The sequence below is a fragment of the Methylorubrum suomiense genome (assembly GCF_022179765.1).
Taxonomy (GTDB): domain Bacteria; phylum Pseudomonadota; class Alphaproteobacteria; order Rhizobiales; family Beijerinckiaceae; genus Methylobacterium; species Methylobacterium suomiense.
The window spans coordinates 101,179-117,171 of record NZ_BPRE01000015.1 but is presented as its reverse complement, the minus strand read 5'-3'; the positions used below and the strand labels follow the sequence as shown (position 1 = coordinate 117,171).

The 15,993-nt window shown below is 65.3% G+C and carries 15 protein-coding genes and 2 tRNA genes; 10 read left to right on the top strand and 7 right to left on the bottom strand.

Annotated elements, in window-relative coordinates:
• Positions 1-129: 129 nt before the first annotated feature.
• Positions 130-456, bottom strand: coding sequence for an Hpt domain-containing protein (locus MFF26_RS20875; RefSeq protein ID WP_137828147.1), 327 nt, complete (start codon positions 454-456; stop codon positions 130-132).
• 103 nt (positions 457-559) lie between these two features.
• Here MFF26_RS20875 and MFF26_RS20870 point away from each other — a divergent pair, with 103 nt between their 5' ends.
• Entirely contained in the window at positions 560-958 is a 399-nt protein-coding gene (locus tag MFF26_RS20870) for a response regulator (RefSeq protein WP_137828250.1), read from the top strand.
• A gap of 252 nt (positions 959-1,210) precedes the next feature.
• Here MFF26_RS20870 and hemC read toward each other — a convergent pair whose 3' ends face one another.
• Positions 1,211-2,137 (bottom strand): hydroxymethylbilane synthase, encoded by a 927-nt coding sequence (gene hemC / locus MFF26_RS20865; RefSeq protein WP_137828148.1) that lies wholly within the window; start codon positions 2,135-2,137, stop codon positions 1,211-1,213.
• 185 nt (positions 2,138-2,322) lie between these two features.
• Between hemC and MFF26_RS20860 the strand changes: the two genes are divergently transcribed.
• Positions 2,323-2,398 (top strand) — tRNA-Lys (locus tag MFF26_RS20860).
• A 321-nt stretch (positions 2,399-2,719) separates the two neighbouring features.
• Here MFF26_RS20860 and MFF26_RS20855 read toward each other — a convergent pair.
• Both MFF26_RS20855 and MFF26_RS20850 read right to left on the bottom strand, forming a co-directional pair.
• Positions 2,720-2,962 (bottom strand): hypothetical protein, encoded by a 243-nt coding sequence (locus tag MFF26_RS20855; RefSeq protein ID WP_137828149.1) that lies wholly within the window; start codon positions 2,960-2,962, stop codon positions 2,720-2,722.
• A gap of 471 nt (positions 2,963-3,433) precedes the next feature.
• Positions 3,434-3,697 carry a hypothetical protein gene (locus MFF26_RS20850; RefSeq protein WP_137828150.1) on the bottom strand — a complete coding sequence of 88 codons (264 nt, stop codon included), beginning with the start codon at positions 3,695-3,697 and terminating at the stop codon, positions 3,434-3,436.
• Positions 3,698-3,900: 203 nt separating this feature from the next.
• Here MFF26_RS20850 and MFF26_RS20845 point away from each other — a divergent pair, with 203 nt between their 5' ends.
• The gene (locus tag MFF26_RS20845; RefSeq protein ID WP_137828151.1) at positions 3,901-4,092 is read left to right on the top strand and encodes a hypothetical protein; all 192 of its coding nucleotides are present in this window, start codon (positions 3,901-3,903) and stop codon (positions 4,090-4,092) included.
• A gap of 228 nt (positions 4,093-4,320) precedes the next feature.
• Here the strand turns inward: MFF26_RS20845 and MFF26_RS20840 are convergent, their stop codons facing one another.
• Complete coding sequence (locus MFF26_RS20840) at positions 4,321-5,178, bottom strand: prephenate dehydratase (protein WP_137828152.1); 858 nt, start codon at positions 5,176-5,178, stop codon at positions 4,321-4,323.
• Positions 5,179-5,191: 13 nt separating this feature from the next.
• Positions 5,192-5,935, bottom strand: coding sequence for a 3-deoxy-manno-octulosonate cytidylyltransferase (locus MFF26_RS20835; protein ID WP_137828153.1), 744 nt, complete (start codon positions 5,933-5,935; stop codon positions 5,192-5,194).
• Positions 5,936-6,237: 302 nt separating this feature from the next.
• Here MFF26_RS20835 and MFF26_RS20830 point away from each other — a divergent pair, with 302 nt between their 5' ends.
• From MFF26_RS20830 to MFF26_RS20810, 5 genes are all read left to right on the top strand, one after another.
• Positions 6,238-7,113 (top strand): c-type cytochrome, encoded by an 876-nt coding sequence (locus MFF26_RS20830; protein WP_137828154.1) that lies wholly within the window; start codon positions 6,238-6,240, stop codon positions 7,111-7,113.
• A gap of 362 nt (positions 7,114-7,475) precedes the next feature.
• A complete protein-coding gene (locus MFF26_RS20825; protein WP_137828155.1) occupies positions 7,476-9,401 on the top strand; it encodes an extracellular solute-binding protein in 1,926 nt (641 codons plus the stop codon).
• Positions 9,398-11,272 carry an extracellular solute-binding protein gene (locus MFF26_RS20820; protein ID WP_238308490.1) on the top strand — a complete coding sequence of 625 codons (1,875 nt, stop codon included), beginning with the start codon at positions 9,398-9,400 and terminating at the stop codon, positions 11,270-11,272. The genes MFF26_RS20825 and MFF26_RS20820 overlap by 4 nt, the downstream gene beginning before the upstream one ends.
• Before the next feature lie 12 nt (positions 11,273-11,284).
• Complete coding sequence (locus tag MFF26_RS20815) at positions 11,285-12,379, top strand: microcin C ABC transporter permease YejB (RefSeq protein WP_137828157.1); 1,095 nt, start codon at positions 11,285-11,287, stop codon at positions 12,377-12,379.
• A gap of 71 nt (positions 12,380-12,450) precedes the next feature.
• Positions 12,451-12,996, top strand: coding sequence for a GNAT family N-acetyltransferase (locus MFF26_RS20810; protein ID WP_137828158.1), 546 nt, complete (start codon positions 12,451-12,453; stop codon positions 12,994-12,996).
• A gap of 7 nt (positions 12,997-13,003) precedes the next feature.
• On the opposite strand, the gene bla is transcribed toward MFF26_RS20810, so the two are convergent.
• On the bottom strand, positions 13,004-13,867 hold the full coding sequence (gene bla, locus MFF26_RS20805) for a class A beta-lactamase (RefSeq protein ID WP_137828159.1): 864 nt from the start codon (positions 13,865-13,867) through the stop codon (positions 13,004-13,006).
• A gap of 99 nt (positions 13,868-13,966) precedes the next feature.
• Between bla and MFF26_RS20800 the strand changes: the two genes are divergently transcribed.
• A complete protein-coding gene (locus tag MFF26_RS20800) occupies positions 13,967-15,499 on the top strand; it encodes a class I adenylate-forming enzyme family protein (protein ID WP_137828160.1) in 1,533 nt (510 codons plus the stop codon).
• Between the two features lie 364 nt (positions 15,500-15,863).
• Positions 15,864-15,956: transfer RNA gene (locus MFF26_RS20795), tRNA-Ser, on the top strand.
• Positions 15,957-15,993 lie beyond the last annotated feature (37 nt).

Here is a 15,993-nt window from a genome sequence, read left to right as displayed (position 1 = left end):
CCTTGCCTTGGCACGATCCGGTGCGGCGGCACACGCTGGCTATCGTCCAACTTTGCGGCGCGCCTGGGACGGGATCATGAGCAAACCTTCTTCATGGACAGGTGTTGCTCTGTCGCAACGCTCGACGACTCAGCCGGTCCGTAAGGCAGCAATCGCCGATCGCGCTCGCGCCGCATCATTCAGCGCATCGCTCAGGGCCGCATCAACCTCCACCTGCCGCAAGCATGCTTGTTCCAGGCGTGCACAGGAGTGAGACAGGGTCGAGAACGCCAGGGCGCCACTCGATGAGACCAGAATATGGGCGTCGCGCGCGAGCTGCTCACGATCATCGGACGGGGGCACAAGTCGGTTGACGATCTCCTGATCCAAGGCGCACAGCAGTTCGAGCAGCCGCGGACGCCCAAACAGGTCCTCCAGATCGGCCATGGCATCGGCGTCGAACTCGGGGGCGGGCATTACGCTCTCCTGCCTAGCGTATCTGCGGCGTGACGGGGTCTCCTCAAGGGAACCTTAACCGAAAGCCGATGTGATGGTGGACGTGCGCCACCGGGACAAGGCCATGGTTTCACGTCCGACGGTCCTCATTGTCGAGGACAATTACCTTCTGCTCGAAATGCTCACGCAGTTGTGCGAGCAGGAAGGCATCGCCGTGCTCGCGGCGTCGAGCGGCGAGGCGGCACTGACGATGCTGCGCGATGGCCGGACCGCGATCGATTGGTTGTTCACGGATATCAACCTGCCCGGTCTCATCGACGGCTGGACGGTGGCCGCAGCCTATCGCGAGCGACACCCTCAGCGACCGGTCATCTATGCTTCCACGTCACCGCCGTCGGAACGCCGCTCCGTGACGGGCAGCATCTATGTCCGGAAACCGTTCCAGATCCGCGAGATCCTCGGACTGGCTCGCATGATGGCGGGCACGGATCCCCAACACCAAACATTGCGCGCGGTGGGCTGAAGCGAGGCGCCCGAATTGCCATCGAGCGCTACCTAGCAAGCAGGCACCGAGCATCTGCCGCATTGGGCCGACAGACACATTGGCAACCGTCGGTGATCGTATCGCCGCCGCCGAAGAAGATCCGCAAAGCCTAGTGAGTTTTACTCAATACGCATGCCGTAGGCATGTGCGTAGCAGAATGGTCGCGATTGACTCAATCAACGTGCTTCAGACCGTCGGCCGTGCCAACGCAAAACGTCCTACGCATGTCGCTCACTTGAGGTGAGCGAAGTACACGTCACCGGCAGCCCGCTTCAGTTCGGCGCCCGCATCCCGTCCGATGGCCTCGGCATCGGTGACGGTGCCCTCCCGGTGAACGGCCCAGTGCTGCGAGCCGTCCGGCAGAAACAGCAGTCCGTCGAGTCTGATCCGGTCACCGTCGAGTTGAGCGAGTGCCGCGATGGGGGTCCGGCAAGACCCGTCGAGTTCGGCAAGCAATCCGCGCTCGGCCTTGAGCGCCGTCGTGGTGGCGGCACAAGCGATCGGGGCCAGCAGAGCACGGATATCGTCGTCCCCCGCTCGGCACTCGATACCCAGGGCGCCCTGGGCCACTGCGGGCAGCATTTCCTCGACGGACAGGACGCAGCGGGCGACATTCTCCATGCCGAGGCGCTGCAGGCCGGCCAGCGCCAGTAACGTCGCATCGCACTCGCCGGCCTCCAGCTTGCGCATGCGCGTATTGGCGTTGCCGCGAAGTGGCACGATCCGCAGGTCCGGCCGGTGCATCAGAACCTGCGCGCCCCGTCGCAGCGACGAGGTGCCGACCCGAGAACCCGCAGGCAGGTCGGCGAAGCCAGTCGCCGTGCCCGCGGTGAGAAAAGCGTCGCGGGGATCGTCACGCTCGAGGATGCAGGTGATGGCCAACCCGTCGGGCAGCCAGGTCTCGACATCCTTCATGGAATGGACCGCGACATCGATCGCGTCGGCGAACAGCGCCTGCTCCAGTTCCTTCGTGAACAGTCCCTTCCCGCCGATCTCCGAGAGGGGCCGATCCAGGATACGGTCGGCCACGGTCGAGACGACGACGATCTCGGTCTCAAGCCCGGGATTGGCCGCGACGATCCGGTCACGGACCATGCCGGTTTGCGCCAGCGCCATGGGGCTGCCGCGGGTTCCGATTCGCAAAGGGCGCGCGCTCATGCCTCGCGCTGTAGCCGAGACTGCGCCCCCCGTCACGCGGCGCGCCCGGTCCAGCGGCTGGCCCGTTTCGATCGTCCCGGCAAAATTTTCGACGATGGGGTGGACAGCCCGCCCGAGCGTTGCTAATTGCCCGTCACCGCAGGGGATTGGTGGCTCCGCGGCACGGCCTCGAAGACGAGACCGAAGGGCGCATAGCTCAGTTGGTAGAGCAGCTGACTCTTAATCAGCGGGTCCTAGGTTCGAACCCTAGTGCGCCCACCAAATACATCGCAGATCATCTCCTACATCCTCATCGAGAGTGCCGACCGAGATCAGTCGGAATGCTCCACCGCTTTGTACGAAGCAGCGGCGTTGAGCGATGTAACGGAATGAGATTGACGGTCCAACTCTAACGCCGCCGACTTATGCCGTAGCGTTGAAGGCCGAATGCGGTTGCGGCGCAACCGTTAATCTGCACGCTAAAAAAATTATGCGGCCGTTCGAGATCGCCGGCAGAAAGCACCCAGGTGGACCAACGCCCCCCTGCTCAAATCTATTACTTGAAATAATCCGATATATTTTCATCAATCCAAAATAATTCGCTTAATATCGTTGTTTTTCTTTGATCGAAGATGCGTCGATGGCTTGGTGCAAGATAGCATAGGCTCGCTCGCGCGCGTCGAAAGCTGTGCGGAGCAGCGTACCAGAGTCTCCGCGGACTTTCAGCGAGGCGATGGATTTGAAATCGCTCGCATTGGGTCCGAGGGATTTTTGAGCTTCGCACCGCCATGTTGCATCGGCGGCGGCAAACAGCAGTTTGGCACTGTGAAGGCATTGTCCGTACATTGAAATACCCTCGTTCAGAGTTTCATAAATAGTGCATGCGTCCGTGTTTGACGAGCGGCCGATCGAGCTACTAGTCAATCAGACAATGCTTAGATGGTGCGCAATATATTTGTACAAAATGCAAATGACCACATCGTTCTTGGGCGTGGGCGATCACACATCGGTGTTCGGGGCAGTCCATAGCCGACTGCTATTCCATCACAGGTAGAATATTCGACAGGTCTTTCGCGCGAAGGCTTCAAACGTTGAGCGTTGTCTTGCCCCAGCGGATGCACGACGCACTTTGGTACAGCCAGCCCCGACGCCGCCATGTCGGCGGTCGCTGAATTGGAAGCCCTTCAGCGGCTTGGAGGACTATTCAAAAGACAACCGGAGAAGAAGGATCCAGGTTTTGGCCAAGCAATTCAATGGCCTGGACCGTATTTCAACTGTTTCAGGTCCTGGCGCCAACCGATCCCCTTCGCGTCATCGTTAGGGCGCGTCGCATCCGATGCAGATGTCCCGAACGACGCGCTCGCGCTTCGGTCCGGTTGCCTGGTTCGGCAGTTGCCCGGTGGCTTTCGGGGCCGCCTCGTAAGCCGTTAGGGCCCAGGACCGTTTCGGCGCAACATCTATCGATTGGGTTTGAGGGGCGGATGCGCGCGGTTGCGTCAGCATCATTCCCTGCGCCGCCGCATCGCTGGCGGTTGCGATGCCACCGAGCAATGCGCTCAGCATCACGTGTCGCAGCATCATGGATGTCTCCCCCGGAACAACCCTCGCCCTGAGACAACTTCCGGCCAAGCGAAACGGGTCCGGGAAGAGCCTGCTCGTTTTCTCCCTCGACCGTGGAGGGCTGAATGGCTGCGACGCGTCGTCCCGATCGGGCGTGGAACACGGACGCCCCTCGCCGCTTCCCACCCCGCCGATTGGCGTAGGACAGCTTTAAGAGGATCTTCATGGCCAAGGACGTGACCACTTACGCGCTCAAGCAGGCGCTCGCGGCGCAGGTGGACGATCACATCGAAATCGCCGTCGAGGCGCAGGATGGGACGAAGTTCAAGATCCGCGCAACGTCCGACCAGCTCGATGCGCTGATGGGTGATCTGGAAACGATCCTGGATGGCGATTCCGCCGACGACGCTGTTTGATCCGGCTGATACCGGCGGCTGAGTACGATTTGACCTTTTAGGAATTTTGGCCGCATCCCGAGGCGCTGACGCGTACCCGGGATGCCCAATTTGTGGCTTCGTGGCGACGTAGGTTGTTGGGCAAGATGAGTGCGCCCGCGATCGCAAAATAAGCTATCGGCGTAGTGATGGAACGTGGGGCCAACCAGTCCCGGACCCTGACCGATCAGAGATCCCTCATCGTCTCCGTTATTCCGCCGCCTGCCGGGTCGTTTCCCGGAAGGGATGAGCCGGATACGTGCCGACGATCCGGACTTCGCGGGAAAAGTAGCGCAATTCCTCGAGCGCGCGGCGCAGGCCGTCATCCTCGGGATGGCCGTCGACCTCCGCGTAGAATTGGGTCGCGGTGAACTGGCCCTCGACCATATAGCTCTCGAGCTTCGACATGTTGACGCCGTTGGTCGCGAACCCCCCGAGCGCCTTGTAGAGGGCAGCCGGAATGTTGCGCACCCGGAAGATGAAGCTCGTCACTGTGGGATCGCCGCCGGGCTCCGGCAACACGGGCTCCGGAGCGAACACCACGAAACGCGTCGTGTTGTGCGCTTCGTCCTCGACGTCGCGCTCCACAATATCGAGACCATAGACCTCCGCCGCCAGAGCGGGGGCCAGCGCCGCGCGGCTCGGATCGCGGGCTTCCGCCACCTCACGGGCCGCCCCCGCAGTGTCGCCCGCCACCACCGCCTTCAGACCGAGGCGACGGATGATGCGGCGGCACTGGCCGAGGGCGTGGATGTGGCTGTGCACGCTCTTGAGGCCGTCGCTGGACGCTCCCGGCAGGACCATCAGCTGAAAATGGATCGGCAGAAAATGTTCGGCCACGATGTGCAGCCGCGAAGTCGGGATCAGGTGGTGAATGTCGGCCACGCGCCCCGCGATCGAATTCTCGATCGGAATCATCGCCAACGCGGCATTCCCCTCGTTCACCGCCGCGAAGGCGTCTTCGAAGGTCGGGCAGGCGAGGTAGCGCCAACCTGGATAAGCCTGGGCGCAGATGATGTGCGAGTTGGCCCCGGGTTCGCCCTGATAGGCGATGGTGCGATCGGTCATGGCGGTCCGAGCTTCAGTTCAGGCGTCGAGCGGACAGCAGCGCCCGGGCGCGTTCGAGATCGGCGGGGGTGTCGACACCCAGGGGCAGGTCGGTGACGACCATGGCGTCGATGCGCATCCCTGCCTCGAGGGCGCGCAGCTGCTCCAGCTTCTCCCGTTGCTCGAGTTCGCCCTGCGGCAGGCTCACGAACCGTTGCAGCGCCTTCCGCCGATAGGCGTAGAGGCCGATATGGTGGAAGAGCGGGCCGTTTCCCCACGGGGCGCGGGCACGGGTGAAGGCGAGCGCCCTCAAGCGGTTCGGGGCGACATGGTGGCCGATGATCTTCACCACGTTGGGATCGTCCGCCTCCCCATCCCGCTCGATCAGGGCCGCGAGGGTCGCGATGTCGACCTGCGGATCGGCGAGCGGGGTCACCGCGGCGGCAATGATACCGGGATCGATCGTCGGAAGATCGCCCTGCACGTTGACGACCACATCGTGATTGCCGTCGGGATCGACGATCTCCAGCGCCTCGGCGAGACGGTCCGACCCGGATGGGTGGTCGGCCCGGGTCGTCACGGCCAGTCCGCCGCGGGACTCGATTGCCTCGACGACCTCGGGAGCGTCGGTGGCGACCACCACCGGCCCGACACCGGACTCGATCGCCCGACGCCAGACATGGACGATCATGGGCTCTCCGGCGATGTCGGCGAGCGGCTTGTTCGGAAGGCGTGTCGCGGCGAGGCGCGCCGGAATCAGGATCAGCGGATCGGACATGATGAACCGGATGAGGCTGTCCGGCCGGGTCTTCGGGCCCCCGCACCGGGCACCGGAGCCCGCCGGCTCTCGTCGGCAGCCTCTAACAGGGGCCGCGCGGCTTGTCATGACAGGGCGCCGACGCCGATCGCCCACCGAAATCCGTTTCAGAACGCCCTATGCGACAGCGCGCAGCGTACGCGGCCCATTGTCAAGATCGGCCCCGAACGGCTAATCACCCTCGAAGTCTTCCAAAGTCCGGCGTCTTGCCCGTCGGGCCCCCATCCGCCGGGCTCTCTTCCCGCGCGCCGGAGCTGTCGAGCATGGATTCCTTCGAGCTGAACAAGGTCGCCGGCGCGGTTCTCGGTGCCCTGTTGTTCGCGGTCGGGTCGGGTTTCGTTGCGGAGCTGATCTATCACCCGAAGCCGGCCGGCAATGCGGGCTACCCGCTGCCGGAGCCCGAGCCGAAGGCCGCTTCCGCATCGGCCGCCGCACCGAAGGCCGAGCCGATTGCCGTTCGCCTTGCCAGCGCCGATGCCGAGAAGGGCAAGGCCGGCACCAAGGCCTGCCAGGCCTGCCACAGCTTCGAGAAGGGCGGCCCGAACAAGGTCGGCCCGCATCTGTGGGACGTGGTGGAGCGCCAGAAGGCGCATGAACCCGGCTTCGAGTATTCCGCCGCCCTGAAGGAGAAGGGCGGCACCTGGACCTACGACGATCTCGACCATTTCCTCGAGAATCCGAAGGGCTACGTGAAGGGCACGAAGATGGCCTTCGCCGGGATCGGCTCACCGGCCGAGCGGGCCAACGTCGTCGCGTACCTGCGCACGCTGTCCGACAGCCCGAAGCCCCTCCCGGCCGCCGAGAAGAAGGAAGAGGCCAAGCCGGCTGAGAAGGCTGCCGAGAACAAGAGCGACGCCAAGCCTGCCGAGACGAAGCCTGCCGAGACCAAGGCACCTGAAAGCGCCACCGGGGACAAGAGCAAGAAGCCCGAGACCAACGCGCCCCAGGGCAATCAGGGGGACGGCAAGGACACTGCCCGGACGGTGCCGGCGCCCGAGAAGCAGCCGCAGCAGAACGAGGTCGCCCCGTCGCAGCCGGACATCGCCAAGCCGTCGGGCGGCACCGACGCGCAGCAGCAGCCGACCGCGCCGGCGACGCCGCCCGCGACGGACAAGCCGGCCGAGGCGCCCAAGCCCTGATTTCATCGCACACGGACGTGACGGAAGGCCGGATCGAAAGGTCCGGCCTTTTTTGTCGCGCGATCACGGCCAACGACGGGACCGGGATGGATCCGCTCCGCATTGAGCTCCTGCCATGATGCCGGAGGCGGGACCGCACCCTGTGAATGGCCTAGTCAGAGGCCGAAGCCCGCATCGCACAACACGGAGAAATTCAAGCCTGCGCCTCCCCGTTTGAGCGCATGCCGGTGAGGCAAGGCCAATTCCCATTCGTCGCCGAACGCGCCTGAGCGGACGGGACCGCTTGGCGTGAACAGCCCGCCGTCCTAGAACACCGGCCAGAAATTCTCGTTATTCCTGAGAGACCGGGAGAGAGCGCCAACGTGACGGAACACGCCGTGATTGCTCGCCGAAGCTTCCTCGCCGGTGCGCTCGCCGTCCTCGGATTGCGATCCCCAGCCTCGGCTCAGGAGCCCGCAGAATCGGCGGCGCGGGCGTCGGCTCAGGACGCATCCGGCAGAGCGTCGGGAACTTGGCGCCACGCGCTGACCCTGCTCGGCGAACCGAAATACGGTCCGGACTTCGCCCATTTCGAATACGCCGACCCGAAGGCTCCGATCGGTGGACTGGTCCGCCTCGGATCCCAGGGCGGATTCGACAATCTCAACATGATCGTCAACGGATTGAAGGGGGATCTGGAAGGCGGGATCACCCAGATTTACGACACGCTCATGGAAGATTCGGGCGACGAGCCGTTCTCTTCCTACGGCCAATTGGCCGAAGCGGTGCGCATCGCCCCCGATGGCATGTCGGTCGCCTATCGTCTGCGCGCGGGCGCTCGGTGGCACGACGGCAAACCTCTGACCGTCGAGGATGTGATCTGGTCCTTCGACACGCTGAAGGCCAACAGTCCCTTCTACGCCGCTTACTACCACAGCGTCGGCAAGGCCGAGGCCACGGGCGAACGTGAGGTCACGTTCCGGTTCACGGAAGCCGGCAACCGCGAACTGCCGCAGGTGCTGGGCCAGATGCAGGTTCTGCCGAAGCATTGGTGGACGGGGACGGATGCGAGCGGCAAAGCGCGCAATCCGACCGAGACGACATTGGAAATCCCGCTCGGCTCCGGCCCCTATCGCTTGGCCAAGATCGATGCTGGCCGCTACGCGATCTATGAGCGGGTCGCCGATTATTGGGGCAAGGACCTACCGGTCAATCGCGGGCGCAACAATTTCGGCACCGTCCGCTTCGAATATTTTCGTGATGGATCGGTCCTTCTGGAAGCGTTGAAAGGCGATCTCTACGACTTCCGCTCCGAGAATATCGCCCGGAACTGGGCCACGCAGTACGACGATTTCCCCGCCGTGAAGGATGGCCGCCTCATCAAGGAAGAGTTTCCCGGCCGCGGCACCGGCATCATGCAAGCCTTCGTGTTCAACCTGCGCCGCGACAAGTTCAAGGATGAGCGCGTGCGGCGTGCCTTCAATCTCGCGATGAATTTCGAGGAGATGAACCGGCAGCTGTTCTACGGGCAGTACAGCCGCATCGATTCGTATTTCTACGGCTCCGAACTGGCGGCGTCCGGCCTGCCGGAGGGGATCGAGCGGGCCATCCTCGACAGCGTGAAGGACAAGCTGCTCCCGCGGGTCTTCACCGAGCCCTACCGGAACCCGGTCAACGACACGCCGGACGCCGTGCGGGCAAACCTGCGCCAAGCGGTCGGCCTCCTCAAGGAGGCGGGCTACGAATTGAAGGGCGGACAGATGGTCTCGAAGGCCACCGGCGAGCCCCTGACGGTCGAGTTTCTGGAATTCCAGAATGTCTTCGAGCGCGTCATTCTACCGTTCGCGGCGCAGCTGAAACTCATTGGCATTCAATCGAGCGTGCGCGTGATCGATCAGGCGCAGTACCAGAATCGGCTGCGCGCCTTCGACTTCGATATCACCACCTCGAACTGGCCGGAATCGCTCTCGCCGGGCAACGAACAGCGCGAGTATTGGGGGTCGGTCTCGGCCGACAAGCCGGGCTCACGCAACATTGCCGGGATCAAGGATGCGGGGATCGACGCGCTCATCGAGAAGCTGATCTTCGCCAGCGACCGCGAAACTCTCGTGGCGGCGACCCGCGCGCTCGATCGGGCGCTGCTGTCCCACAATTACGTCGTGCCGCAATGGTCGTCGCCGGTGACGCGCACGGTCCGCTGGAACCGCTTCGGTCGGCCGGCGGTCCTGCCGAAATACGGATCGTCCGGCTTCCCGACGACGTGGTGGTACGACGAGGCGCTGGCCGCCAAGACTGGAGCGCCGCGTTGAGCGGCGCCCTGAATCGCCGCGGCATCATCCTCGGTGCCGGGGTTCTGGCCACCTCGGCGGCCCTGCCCCGCTTTGCTCACGCCGCGCCGACCGGACCTCGCCACGGATTGTCGAGCTTCGGTGAGCTGAAATACGGCCCCGATTTCGCGAATTTCGACTACGTTAATCCGATGGCACCCCGCGGCGGGCGCTTCTCGACGCAGCTTGTCCAGACCTTCGGCAATCAGGCCTTCGACACCTTCGATACCCTCAATCCCTACGTCTTCCGCGGCAACGGCGCGGCGGGTTTGAACTTCACCTTCGACAGCCTGATGGTCCGCGCCCTGGACGAGCCGGACGCGCTCTACGGTTTGATCGCCCGCACCGTCGAGACGAGCGAGGATGGCCTGAGCCAGCGTTTCCGTCTCCGGCCGCAGGCTCACTTCCACGATGGTTCGAAGCTCACCGCCCGCGATGTCGCATTTTCGCTGAAGATCCTGCGCGACAAGGGGCACCCGGCCATCGCGCAGGAGCTCCTCGATCTCGAAGACACGACATCCGAAGCCGACGATGTCGTGCTCGTCCGTTACAAGCCGGGATATGCCCGCGACCTTCCCCAGACCGTGGCCGGTCTGCCGATCTTCTCGGAGACATGGTGGAAGGGCCGGGATTTCGAGGCCTCGACACTCGAAGCGCCCCTCGGCTCCGGGCCCTACCGCGTCGGGCGGATGGATGTCGGTCGGTTCATCGAGTTGGAGCGCGTGCCGGATTACTGGGCCGCCGAGCTTGCCGTGAATGTCGGGCGAAACAATTTTGCCGCGCTCCGCTACGAGTATTTCCGCGATCGGCAGGCGGCATTCGAGGCGTTCAAGAGTGGGGCCTTCACCTACCGCGAGGAATTCACATCCTCGATCTGGGCGAACGGTTACGATTTTCCGGCTGCCCGCGAGGGTCGCGTCAAGCGGGTGACCCTCCCGAACAACGCGCCGGCCAGCATCCAGGGCTGGTGGTTCAATACCCGCCGCGACGTCTTCAAGGATCCGCGGGTGCGCGAAGCGATCGGACTCTGCTTCGACTTCGCTTGGACCAACCGCAACCAGATGTACGACACCTACGTGCGGACCGAATCGTTCTTTGAACGATCCGATCTCAAGGCGACGGGGAAGCCCGGGCCCGCTGAGCTCGCTCTGCTCGAACCCCTGCGCGATGCCCATCCTCAGCATCTGCCGGCCGAAGTGTTCGGCGATGCCTGGGTACCGCCCTCGACCGACGGATCGGGTCAGGACCGGGCTTTGCTCAGCCGCGCCAACGCGCTGCTCAGGGAAGCCGGCTGCACCCGCGACGGCAGCGTCTTCAAGCTGCCGAGCGGCGCACCGATCGCGTTCGAGTTCCTCGACAACGACCCGATCTGGGAGGCCCGGACCCAGCCCTTCATCCGTAATCTGGCACGTCTCGGGATACGGGCCAGCCAGCGCATCGTCGATGCTTCACAGTATCAGCTGCGGGTGCGCGATTTCGATTTCGATATCGTGGTTCGCAACGCCTCGCAGGGGGCGACGCCGGGCCCGGAACTGCGCACGAGCTTCGGATCGTCCGCCGCTGCAATACCGGGCACCAACAACATCGCCGGCATCAGCAGCCCGGTGGTGGACGCCCTGGTCGAGAAGGCCGTCACGGCGGCCTCCCGTGCCGAACTCGAGGCGGCCTGTCGCGCGCTGGACCGGGTTCTGCGCGCCGGCCGCTACTGGATTCCGATGTGGTACGCGCCGAGCTACCGGCTGGGGACCTGGGACGTGTTCGGCCATCCGGCGACCCCGCCGGCGTACGGTCTCGGCACGCCCGATCTCTGGTGGTACGACGCCCAGAAGGCTCGGCAGATCGGCCGGGATTGAGGTTCGACCCCGATGCTCGGCTACATCCTGCGGCGCCTCGCCCTCATGGTCCCGACCATTTTCGGGATCATGCTGATCACCTTCGCGATCATCCAGTTCGCCCCCGGCGGCCCCGTGGAGCGCGTGCTCGCGCAGCTCCAGGGCCAGCAGGAGGGTTCGCTCAACCGTGTCACCGGCGGACAAGGCGATCTCGGCGGCGTCAGCCGCAGCGGCTCGGAGAACGCCAAGTATCGCGGCGCGCAGGGTTTGGACCCTGCCTTCATCAAGAAGCTCGAGGCCCAGTTCGGCTTCGACAAGCCGGCACCCGAACGCTTCGCCAAGATGTTGTGGGACTACGCCCGGTTCGATTTCGGCCGAAGCTATTTCCGCGATGTGAGCGTGCTGCAGCTCATCAAGGAAAAGCTACCGGTCTCGATCTCGCTGGGTTTGTGGATGACGTTGATCTCCTACGCGATCTCGATCCCGCTCGGCATTCGCAAGGCGGTCTCCGACGGCTCGCGCTTCGACGTCTGGACTTCCGCCGTCGTCATCATCGGCTACGCGATCCCGAGCTTCCTGTTCGGCATCCTGCTCATCATCCTGTTCGCGGGCGGCTCGTTCGTGCAGATCTTTCCGATCCGCGGCCTGACCTCCGAGAACTTCGAGTCCCTTTCGCTGTGGGGTAAGGCGGTCGATTACGCGTGGCACTTGGCCCTGCCGCTCGCTGCCCTGGTACTCGGCGCCTTCGCGACCTCGACCTTGCTGACGAAGAACTCGTTCCTCGACGAGATCCGCAAGCAATACGTTCTGACGGCGCGGATGAAGGGTCTGACTCAGCGCGGCGTGCTCTACGGTCACGTCTTCCGGAACGCGATGCTGATCGTGATCGCGGGCTTCCCCGGCGCCTTCATCACCGCCTTCTTTACCGGCTCGCTCCTGATCGAGACGATCTTCTCCCTCGACGGGCTCGGGCTGCTGTCCTTCACCTCCATCGTCGGCCGCGATTACCCGGTGGTGTTCGCGACATTGTACATCTTCTCGCTGCTCGGCCTGGCGGTGAATTTGGTGTCTGATCTGATCTATACGTGGATCGATCCCCGGATCGACTTCTCCGCCAAGGCGGCGTGATCGCGCACAGTTTGCCGGCTGCGGACGGGACTGCTATCGGCCGTCGTCCCCGCTCCCGGATGACGCCCGCCTTGACCGCCCTCCCCCTCGTCATCCGCCGCGAACAACCCGAGGACGGGCCGGCCATCGAGCGACTGCACGCCCGCGCCTTCGGACCGGGACGCTTCGCCCGCACCGCCTATCGCCTGCGCGAAGGCACGGCTCCCCTCGCCGAGCTCTGTTTGACGGCTCTGGTCGGCACCTATCTCGTCGGTTCGGTCCGCGTCGGCCCGGCGGAGGCCGAAGGGGGGTGCCTCCTCGTCCTCGGGCCGCTCACCGTCGATCCGAGCTTCTCGGATCGCGGAATCGGAACCGCGCTGATGCGAGCGAGCCTGGACGCCGCCCGCGCCTCCGGTCATCGCGTCGTCGTGCTGGTGGGCGACGCTCCTTATTACCGCCGCTTCGGCTTCGCGCCGGTCCCCCCGGGGCGGCTCGTGTTGCCGGGACCGGTCGATCCGGCCCGATTCCTCTGGCTCGAGCTCGTGGACGGTGCGGCTTCAGTCCTCTCGGGGGGCATCCGTCCGATCCGGCAGACGCCTCAGCTCGACGGTGCCGGGTCGCAACGGACCCTCGACTAAACCGAACCTAATCGGCGACCACCGCCCGTGCCACGGCAGCGATGGCGTCCTCGCGTTCGGACAGCGGTCGATCCGTGGCGGTCAGGTAAACGGCGACGACCTGCGCGGCGCCCTCCGGTGGCCAGATGACGCCGACATCGTTCGTCGTCCCATACTCGCCCGTTCCAGTCTTCTCGCCGATCCGCCAGCCCGACGGCAGCCCGGCCCGCAGCCGCTTACCGCCGGTGCGATTGTCGAGAAGCCAAGCCGTCAGCCGGTCGCGGGAGGGCTGCGTCAGGGCTGAGCCGAGGGTCAGCCCCGCGAGGGTGCGCGCCATCGCCCCCGGGCTCGTCGTATCCCGCGGATCCCCCGGCAGGGCCTCGTTGAGCGTCGGCTCGGTTCGGTCGAGCCGCGTCACGTCATCCCCGAACGCGCGGAGTTGCGCGGTCAGTCCCGCCGGGCCGCCGATCGCCTGAAGCAGGAGATTGCCCGCCGTGTTGTCGCTGCGGATCACGGCGGCCTCGCACAATTCCGCGAGACTCATGCCAGATCCGCCGATGCGGGGCTCGGTGACCGGAGAATACGGCACCAGTGCCTCACGCCCGAACACCACGCGGCGATCCAGGCGCTCCTCTTGCGCGTCGACCCGCGCGAGAACGGCGGCCGCGGCCAGCGCCTTGAACGTGCTGCAGAGGGGAAAGCGCTCGTCGATCCGGCGTCCGGTCAATTCGCCGGAGCCGGTGTCGAGGACCGCAACGCCGAGCCGCCCACCGCTCCGGACCTCGATTTCGGCGAGGGCATCCTCGAACGACGCGGCCCGTGCCGGTCCCACGCGGCCGGACACAATCAGAGCGGCCAATCCGGCCATGGTGGTTTGGCGACGCGTGAACATGCGGCTCCTTCCTGCCGGTCGCGGAGCCGGCCCCCCTTCTTGACGGGCCTCGAACGGCGGCGGACACCGGATGACGCATCGAGACGACCGGACGCCGCCGTGCCGATACCCGACGACCGCCTTCCACCGCCTCGCTTCAATGCGGCCCGTCATTGTCTCGCGGAGAATGCGCGGCAACGCGGCGACAAGACGGCACTGGTGATGGCCGGAGAGAGCGGAGCGGTGAGCCGCCTGACCTTCGGACAGGCCGACCGTGCCGTGCGCGGCATTGCAGCGGGCCTTCTCGGTCGCGGCCTGAAGCCGGGCGACCGGGTGATGATCCGCATGGGCAACGAGACGGATTACGTGCTGGTCTATTTCGGCGCCCTGGCTGCCGGCCTCGTGGCGCTGCCCTCCTCCCCCCAGCTGACGCCGGACGAGGCCGCCTTCCTGATGGGCAATGCCGGCGTGGCGGCGATCGTCGTCGGCGCAGGCTTCGCGAAGCCCCCGTCGGACGACGGACGGCTCTGGCTCGACGCGGATGCCGTCGCCGCGATGAAGGCCGGTCCGCCGCTCGTGGATTACGCCGATACCGGCGCCGACGATCCGGCGACGTTGGTCTACACCTCCGGCACCACCAGCCGTCCGAAAGGCGTGCTTCACGCGCATCGGGCCATTTGGGGCCGACGGCCGATGCATGCCCATTGGCTTGGTCTGACCGAGTCCGACGTGATGCTCCATGCCGGCACGATGAACTGGACCTACACGCTCGGCGTCGGGATCACCGATCCGTGGGCCTGCGGCGCCACGGCGGTTCTCTATAACGGTCCGCGCGACCGAGGAGCCTGGCCACGCCTGATCGAGATGCACGGCGCGACGATCTTCGCCGCCGTCCCGAGCGTCTACCGCCAGATCCTCAAATATTCGGACCTCGCCGCCTACGACCTCGCGCGGCTTCGCCACGGGGTCACGGCGGGCGAGGCGCTGAGCCCCGATCTCCTGGCCGAATGGACCGACCGCACCGGCATCCCGCTCTACGAAGCGCTCGGAATGAGCGAGGTCTCGACCTACGTGTCGAGCGGGCCGACCATTGCCGTCCGACCCGGCTCACCCGGCCGCCCCCAGCCCGGCCGATGCGTGGCGATCCTGCCGGTCGATGGACCGCCTGAACCCCTGCCCCCCGGCGAGACGGGCTTGCTGGCGGTCCACCGCTCCGAGCCCGGCCTGATGCTCGGATATTGGCAGCGACCCGAGGAAGAGGCGGCTGTGATGCGCGGCGCGTGGTTCGCAGGCGGCGACCTCGCCAGCCTCGATGCGGGTGGCTACCTCTGGTTCCACGGCCGCAACGACGACCTCATGAACGCCATGGGCTACCGGGTCTCTCCGGTGGAAGTGGAGAGCGTGCTGGCGGCTCATCCTGACGTGGCCGAGGTCGGTGTGGCGGAACTGGCCGTGCGGGCCGATGTGCGGGTGATCGCGGCTTTCGTCGTCCCGCGTCCCGGCGCCGAGCCCGATGCGGACGGGTTGCTGGCATGGTGCTCCGAACGCTTGGCCGGGTACAAATGCCCCCGCTCGATCCGCTTCCTCGATTCGCTGCCGCGCACCGCCAACGGCAAGGTTCAGCGCAAGCGGCTGGCGGAGACGCAAGGCTGACGCCGCCCTCCGGCGATCGACACACGAGTCCATGTCTCGATAGGACCCGATGCGGGACGATCCGCATCGAGTCCGACGGGATTCCTTCGGGTTGAGATGGGCGCGGGCAGAGTCCTCCCGAGAAACTGCGCTGGTTCGCAATTTTCGAAGGTTCGAGAAGCGCCAGCGCAGCGCGCATCGTACGCGACCCCGATGGGCTGGAGCGCCCCCCGCCCCGTGATGGGGAGAAGGGCCACCAGTCCGATCCTCTCAGCCTTGCCGAGCACGCGCATTCGCGCGTGACGGATCGCCCGCCGTGACCCCTTGGCGAAGGCGCGCGGACCGGCTTGACCCGCCGCCCCGGAGCTTCTAGAGCCGGTGCGCCGGAGACGTGGCCGAGAGGCTGAAGGCACTCGTTTGCTAAATGAGCATACCCCTAATAAGGGTATCGAGGGTTCGAATCCCTCCGTCTCCGCCACCTTTTTTTATAACAGCCGGACAGTGGTTTAGGGTTC

What these genes read in the sequence shown, in the direction of transcription:
- bla (WP_137828159.1), bottom strand. Translation starts at nt 13,867, where the DNA reads ATGTTCACGCGTCGCCAAACCACCATGGCCGGATTGGCCGCTCTGATT.
- MFF26_RS20815 (WP_137828157.1), top strand. Translation starts at nt 11,285, where the DNA reads ATGCTCGGCTACATCCTGCGGCGCCTCGCCCTCATGGTCCCGACCATT.
- hemC (WP_137828148.1), bottom strand. Translation starts at nt 2,137, where the DNA reads ATGAGCGCGCGCCCTTTGCGAATCGGAACCCGCGGCAGCCCCATGGCG.
- MFF26_RS20830 (WP_137828154.1), top strand. Translation starts at nt 6,238, where the DNA reads ATGGATTCCTTCGAGCTGAACAAGGTCGCCGGCGCGGTTCTCGGTGCC.
- MFF26_RS20835 (WP_137828153.1), bottom strand. Translation starts at nt 5,935, where the DNA reads ATGTCCGATCCGCTGATCCTGATTCCGGCGCGCCTCGCCGCGACACGC.
- MFF26_RS20875 (WP_137828147.1), bottom strand. Translation starts at nt 456, where the DNA reads ATGCCCGCCCCCGAGTTCGACGCCGATGCCATGGCCGATCTGGAGGAC.
- MFF26_RS20855 (WP_137828149.1), bottom strand. Translation starts at nt 2,962, where the DNA reads ATGTACGGACAATGCCTTCACAGTGCCAAACTGCTGTTTGCCGCCGCC.
- MFF26_RS20870 (WP_137828250.1), top strand. Translation starts at nt 560, where the DNA reads ATGGTTTCACGTCCGACGGTCCTCATTGTCGAGGACAATTACCTTCTG.
- MFF26_RS20850 (WP_137828150.1), bottom strand. Translation starts at nt 3,697, where the DNA reads ATGATGCTGCGACACGTGATGCTGAGCGCATTGCTCGGTGGCATCGCA.
- MFF26_RS20845 (WP_137828151.1), top strand. Translation starts at nt 3,901, where the DNA reads ATGGCCAAGGACGTGACCACTTACGCGCTCAAGCAGGCGCTCGCGGCG.
- MFF26_RS20840 (WP_137828152.1), bottom strand. Translation starts at nt 5,178, where the DNA reads ATGACCGATCGCACCATCGCCTATCAGGGCGAACCCGGGGCCAACTCG.